Below are 6,173 nucleotides of genomic sequence, written 5' to 3' on the forward strand. Positions count from 1 at the left end.
GACAGGTTTACCCCGGCACGCTGGATAGCAACCGGCTGCAGATGTGCCAGGCCCGTCAATGGCGACTCGCCGGGGCCGGGCCCTCAAAGTTCAATCCCTGCCGGCGGGAAGAGCCTTCACCGCCTCACTCAGGGCCAAGCCGAGGCCAGCTCCGATGAGGCCGGCGCCGATGGCGCCTCCGGCGACCATGGGCAGGACCGCCGACGACGCCAGGACGGCGACTCCGGACAGTCCCAGGCCTGTCACGCCGGAGGCGATGCCGACGAACGTCCCCGGACGGCCAATGTGATGTCCGCGACCGGCGGGCACGGCGACCATCACGGTCACCGCGATCGCCCAGTACGCGCACACGCTCAGAGTGAGCGCGAGCATTGTTGCATCCACAATCTTCTCCGTTCAGTCGTTGGTACGTGGAATTGTCCACCCGGCTCATGTCGCCGCCGGTGTGCTCGCCGCCGGACGCCGGGCGCCTTAGCAGCGGTCAGCGCTCGATCCTCGACATGGGCGCGGGCGTAACCTAGAATGGGTAACGTAGGAAACAAAACACGTTACCGATTACCGGTTACCGGACACTGAATCTGGAAGGGCTGCCATGTCGACGTCGGAGAAGATCGCTCACGCCTACGGCGTACTCGTCGCGCGTGGGGACAAGGTCACCGTGCGGGCGGTGCAGAAGCAGGCGGGGGTGCGGATCGGCGAGGTAGCGGCGTGGATGCGCGAGCACGCCACGGGCGCAGCAGGCGAGGTGCCCGAGGCCCCGGACTTGTCGGAGCCGATGTCGGCGATGGTGGCCTCGGTGTGGGCGGCGGCGTGGAAGCGCGCCGCCGAGCAGGCCGACGAGGCCACCGCGGTGGCGCTCGATGCCGCGCGCGCCGGCGAGGCCGACGCCCTCGCCGCGGCGGAGACCGCCACCGCGCAACAAGCAGACGCCGACGCGGCCCGAGATGAGGCGGTCCGGGACGCCGAGCAGCTGCGCACCGAGCTGGCCCAGGTCCGCCAGCAACTCGAGACGATGCAGCGTGAGGCAGAGCAGGCGCGCGTGCAGGCTGAGGAGGCTGACCGTGCCCGGGTGCGGGCCGAGGCCACTTCGGACACCTTGCGTGAACTGTTGGACGCGTTTCGTTCCTCCGGGCAGGCCGACGAGGACAAGTAGCGATCCGCACCGGGGCGGCCTTGTCGTGTCGGACCGGGCGAGCACACTGACAAAGCAGGACAGGCAATGAACAAGCGGCCCGGACTTCCGTCAGGTGCGGTCGGGCCGTAACGGGACGAACGCCAACACGGGAGGGGTGTCATGTGGGATCTACAGACCGCGGTACAGGCCGTTGCGGTGGTCGCGGTGGCCTCGCTTCTGGTGCCGCCGCTGGCACGCGGCATCGGAGGCATCTGCGCCGTGATCGGCTTCTGTGGGGTGGTGCAGTCGAGCTCCTGGGCGCCGACGGTGATGGCGTTGGGGATGGTGGCGTGGTTTGTCGGGCACTGGTCGTTCGCGGTCCGCAATGACGTGCATTACCGGTCGCGTCTGGCGCTGGTGGTGATCGACAAGACACCGCTACGGTGGGCGATTCCGCGTTACTGGCAGTTGCGCCGCCAGAGACGCATGGCGGCCGCCCGCTGACACTTCCCACCCGACCGATACAGCTATGGCCCCACCTCTTTTGTGGGGCCATAGCTGTAGGTGTGTGGAGACGATTCTAGAACAGTGGCGGCTCTTCTAGCGGCGCGGTGTTGCCGCAAGCTTGGGCGTAGGCGTGCGGGTTCCAGCCGCCGGCGACCGCGTCGCGGACCGCGAGGGAGCGGGCGTTCCGGTCGTGGCGTTCTGTGGCGTTGCGGATGATGCCGGTGCGTCCGCAGGCGACCGCGTACAGCAGGTTCGCCGATTGGGTGGAGGCGATGAGATGGTCCGGGTCTACGCGCACGCACAAGGGTTCGTTGCAGCGGTGCTCACCGATCGCCTCGGCGGTCAGTTGGCCGGCGACTAGGAGGGCGAAGCGGTGCGCGTACTCGGTTCTGCTGACGCCGCCTTGTCGCCAGGTGATCCGTCCGTACCCGTCGGAGATGGCGCCGGTCCAGATGTGACATCCATCGCCCGGGGCGCGCACGACACGGGACTCAAACGCGGCAATCGCCGCCTCGGTCGGAGGCAGCGTTGAGTCGTAGGGCCGGGACCGTGTCGGGACAGGCTGTGGCCGGGGACGGGCGTCCATTCCCGGGAGCGGGATGTCCTCGAACCACCGGCCCGAGGAAGGCTCAGGGCTGCTGGTCACCGTTGGTGTCCGCCGAGGTCTGATTCGCCGCTGGCGTGTCACCGCCGTCGGCATCGTTGACCGTGTCGTCGGTGTCGGTGGTGTTGTCCTTGGCGGCGCGGATCGCCGCCCCGACCTCGCGGGCGGACAGTCCGGTCATCTCCGCCAGCTCGGCCTGCGCCACACCCAGGTCCCGAAGCTCGACCAGCGCATCGCCGAGGGCGATCTGCGCGTCATCGCGGGCATCGATCGCCGAGAACACCGCGACCAACTTGGCCTCACGCTTGCGCGCCCGCTCCAGCTCGTCGGCCATCGCCTGACGAGCCCGCGCGCGTGCGGTCTGTGAACGCGAATCAGTCCTGGTAGCCGCCATGTGATCGACCCTATTACCCCACCCATCGTGCCGCAATGCCCAACCACCACACCGCCACGATCGTCTCCCCGTCCTGGTCCCCGATCGCCGCACCACATCTAGCACTGGCCGTGCTAGAGCATCCTCGCTGTCGCTCGCTTAAACAGCCTCACACAGTAGGCACTACTAGTGACGTCCGGAAAACACCTGCTCAGCGCGCCGCCGACGCGGCGTGCGTAGACGCCGCCCCGCGGCGGCTCTACGCTGGGGCTCATGATGAGCCTCCGAGCGGTGCACGCGGGTACTGGATACCAGTACCTGCTGCGCTCGGTCGCCACCCATGACGCTGACCCCGAGGGCAAGTCGCTGTCGGACTACTACGCGGCCAAGGGAACACCGCCCGGGCGGTGGATCGGCAGCGGATTGGCCGGCCTTCTGTCTGAGACAGCGACCGCCGGCGCAGTCGTGGGCGAGGTCCAAATGGCCGCCCTGTACGGCGAAGGGCTACACCCGGACACCGATCAGATGATGGCCGAAGGGAAGAGTCTGGGCGCCTGCAAGCTGGGCCGGGCCTACCCCCTGTACTCCGGAGATGTCCCCGTCCTCGCGGCGATCTCCGCCGCTGAAAAGTCATTCCTCACTGCCGAGGGACGCCGCCCCAATTCCGACGAGAGAAACCAACTTGCCGAGAGCGTGGCCCGGCCGTTCTATCGCGATGAGTTTGGCTATGAACACGCCTCCGGCAAGGACGTCATCGCCTGGGTAAACCGCGAACGGGACAAGGTCCGCCAGGCCGTCGCCGGATTCGATTTCACCTTCTCACCGGTCAAAAGTGTCAGCGTTCTGTGGGCGCTGTCCGACGAACACACGGCCTCGAAAGTGGCGGCACTACACCATCAGGCCGTGGCCGAGGCCCTGCGATGGGCCGAGGACAATGCGATCTACACCCGCGTGGGTGCCGGCGGCATCGAGCAGGTGAAAACCAGGGGCATCGTCGCAGCTGAGTTCACGCACTTCGACACCCGTGGAGGAGACCCGGACCTGCACTCGCACGTGTTGATCGCCAACAAGGTGCAAGGCCCCGACGGCCGGTGGCGCACGCTGGATTCGCGGACGATCCACCAGATGCACCAGGCGATCTCAGCTCGCTACGACGCTGTCCTGCACGACCTTCTCTCCCGCCGGATGGGTCTGGACTTCGAGGCGCACTACCCGCACCCGGACAAGGCGCCGATCTGGGAAATCAAGGGCATCGACCGCCGTCTCATCGACGTGTTCTCGTCCCGCCGAGCACTAGCGCGCCCGGTCTACGAGCAGCTCGTTGCCGAGTACGTAGATAAGAACGGACGCCAGCCCACCCAGCGAGCGGCGTACGCCCTGTGGCAGAAGGCGATCCTCGATACCCGCGACGCCAAAAAGCCCGCCCAGTCCCTCGATGAGCACCGTGCCACCTGGCGCCGGGTAGCTGAGCAGGCCATCGGCGCAGACGCCGTCTCATCCGTTGTCCGGGACGTCACCGAGCAGGCCACCGTCGATGCGCAGCGCAAGGTTTTTGACACCGATAGCCACGCCCGACAGGTCGCCGAGCAGGCCGTCCAATCGGTGTCGTCACGCCGCGCGCAGTTCCGCCGGTCGCACGTCGACACCGCCGTATCCACAGCTCTGAAGGGCTACCGGTTCGCCTCCTCAGGCGCCCTCGACCAAGCCCACGCCACAGTCATGGACATCGCGCTTCGCGAGCTCATGGTGGAGCTGACGCCACCTGATCCACTGAGCCTGCCCGAGGCCCTGACCGGCCACACCGGCGCAGGAATCGACCGGCACGCCAACGCCGAGAAGTACACCACCCAAGCCGTGCTCGACGCCGAGACCCGCGTCCTCGATGCAGCCCGCACCCCGGTGGCAGTGATCGCACCCCGCGCCAAGCTCGAGAAGGCACTTGCCGCCCACGAAAGGACCACAGGCTGGCCGCTCAACACCGGGCAGAAGGAACTGGCCCACCACCTCGTCGGAGCGGGAACCCTGCTCGCCGCCGGCGTCGGACCGGCCGGTACCGGTAAGACCACCGCCATGAAAGTGGTCGTGCAGGCATGGGAGAACACGGGCCGCCACGTCATCGGTCTAGCGCCCTCCGCGGCAGCGGCCAGCGTGCTGGCTGAGGACATCGACACCGACTGCCACACCATCGACTCCCTGACCTTCACCTGGCTCGGCCGCAACCCAGGCGCCCCGGGACGGAGCCTCGAGGCGCTGCCGGTGACCATCCGCCCCGGCGACATGCTCCTAGTCGACGAAGCGGGCATGGCCAGCACCGAAAACCTCGCCGCGCTGACCGAAATCGCCGCCGAATCCGGCGCCGTCCTGCGCCTGATCGGAGACCCGAAACAGCTCGCCGCCGTCGAGACCGGCGGCCTGTTCGCCGACCTGACCCGCACCCCGGGAACAGTCGAACTGAGCGAAGTCATGCGCATGGGAGCAGACACCGAACAGGCCGAGGCAACGCTCGCCCTCCGCGAAGGCAACACCGACGCCCTGGACCTCTACGCGCACCGCGGCTGGATCCGTGGCGGACACCGCGAGCAGATGCTCACCGACGCCGTTCAAGCCTTCCTCGACGACACCAAGGCCGGCCGCAAGAGCCTGGTCATCGCCTCGAACAACAGCGACGTCGACTCGCTCAACGAGGTCATCCGCGCCGACCGGATCGCCCACGGACACGTCGACGACACCCGCACCACGCGCCTTTCCCGAGGCGACACCGTCGGCGTCGGCGACACGATCATCGCACGCGAGAACGCCAAGCTCTACACCTCCGACAGCAAGTACCTCGGCCGGGTGATCAACGGCCAACTATTCACCCTCACCGGCATCGCCGACGACGGCTCACTAAGCGTGCGCGACATCAACACCGGCAACGATATGGTCGTGCCTGCCAGCTACGCGAGCAAGAGCATGCACCTGGGCTACGCGACGACTATCCACCGTGCCCAGGGCGCCACCGTCGATGTCACCCACGCAGTCGTCGACACCTCGGTGGACCGTGCCGGCCTGTACGTCGCGATGACCCGCGGCAAGAAGGAGAACCGCGCCTACGCCGTGTGCGAACCCACGGTCGACCTGTCTGCCGAGGACGCCCACATGCACTCAGCCGGCGACCACGACGCCCCCACCGCCGCCGAGGTACTGGCCGCCATTCTTGGGCGCGACACCCACCAAGCCTCCGCGACCGCAACACTGCGCGAGGAGATGGATAACGCCACCGACCCGGCGCGCATTGAAGCGCTGTACCGCCACGGCGTCGACCTCGCTGCCCAAGCCTTCACCAGCTCCACGCTGCCCACCTACATCGACGCCCTGCCGCGCCTCTACGGCCGACACCTCGAGCCCGGAGGCGACCAGTACGACGTGCTCGCCCGAGCCTGGACCGACGCCGCCAAGACCGGCCATGACCCCCGCGAGCTGTGGGCCGAGGCCACTGCGAACCTGGAGACCGCCGACAGTCCAGGGGCCGTCATCGCGCACCGGATACGTCACGCGACAAATGAGGACCGGGACCGGGATGCCCTGCCCACCCC

At 67.8% G+C, this 6,173-nt stretch carries 6 protein-coding genes; 3 read left to right on the plus strand and 3 right to left on the minus strand.

What is annotated here, in order from left to right:
* Window positions 1-90: 90 nt before the first annotated feature.
* Window positions 91-372, minus strand: a complete 282-nt coding sequence (locus J1M64_RS10985; RefSeq protein WP_119193019.1) for a hypothetical protein — start codon at window positions 370-372, stop codon at window positions 91-93.
* Between the two features lie 220 nt (window positions 373-592).
* Between J1M64_RS10985 and J1M64_RS10990 the strand changes: the two genes are divergently transcribed.
* Together J1M64_RS10990 and J1M64_RS10995 are read left to right on the plus strand one after the other, a co-directional pair.
* On the plus strand, window positions 593-1,153 hold the full coding sequence (locus J1M64_RS10990; protein ID WP_106386899.1) for a DNA-binding protein: 561 nt from the start codon (window positions 593-595) through the stop codon (window positions 1,151-1,153).
* 141 nt (window positions 1,154-1,294) lie between these two features.
* Window positions 1,295-1,618 (plus strand): hypothetical protein, encoded by a 324-nt coding sequence (locus J1M64_RS10995; protein WP_119193018.1) that lies wholly within the window; start codon window positions 1,295-1,297, stop codon window positions 1,616-1,618.
* 76 nt (window positions 1,619-1,694) lie between these two features.
* Here J1M64_RS10995 and J1M64_RS11000 read toward each other — a convergent pair whose 3' ends face one another.
* Together J1M64_RS11000 and J1M64_RS11005 are read right to left on the minus strand one after the other, a co-directional pair.
* Window positions 1,695-2,102 (minus strand): hypothetical protein, encoded by a 408-nt coding sequence (locus J1M64_RS11000; RefSeq protein WP_253003909.1) that lies wholly within the window; start codon window positions 2,100-2,102, stop codon window positions 1,695-1,697.
* A 148-nt stretch (window positions 2,103-2,250) separates the two neighbouring features.
* Complete coding sequence (locus tag J1M64_RS11005) at window positions 2,251-2,619, minus strand: hypothetical protein (RefSeq protein WP_241261433.1); 369 nt, start codon at window positions 2,617-2,619, stop codon at window positions 2,251-2,253.
* A 255-nt stretch (window positions 2,620-2,874) separates the two neighbouring features.
* Between J1M64_RS11005 and mobF the strand changes: the two genes are divergently transcribed.
* Window positions 2,875-6,173, plus strand: a 3,299-nt coding sequence (gene mobF / locus J1M64_RS11010; protein WP_241261434.1) for a MobF family relaxase, incomplete at its 3' end; no start/stop codon positions are given.

This window comes from Dietzia sp. KRD202 (genome assembly GCF_017168155.1).
GTDB classification, from domain to species: Bacteria; Actinomycetota; Actinomycetes; order Mycobacteriales; family Mycobacteriaceae; genus Dietzia; species Dietzia kunjamensis.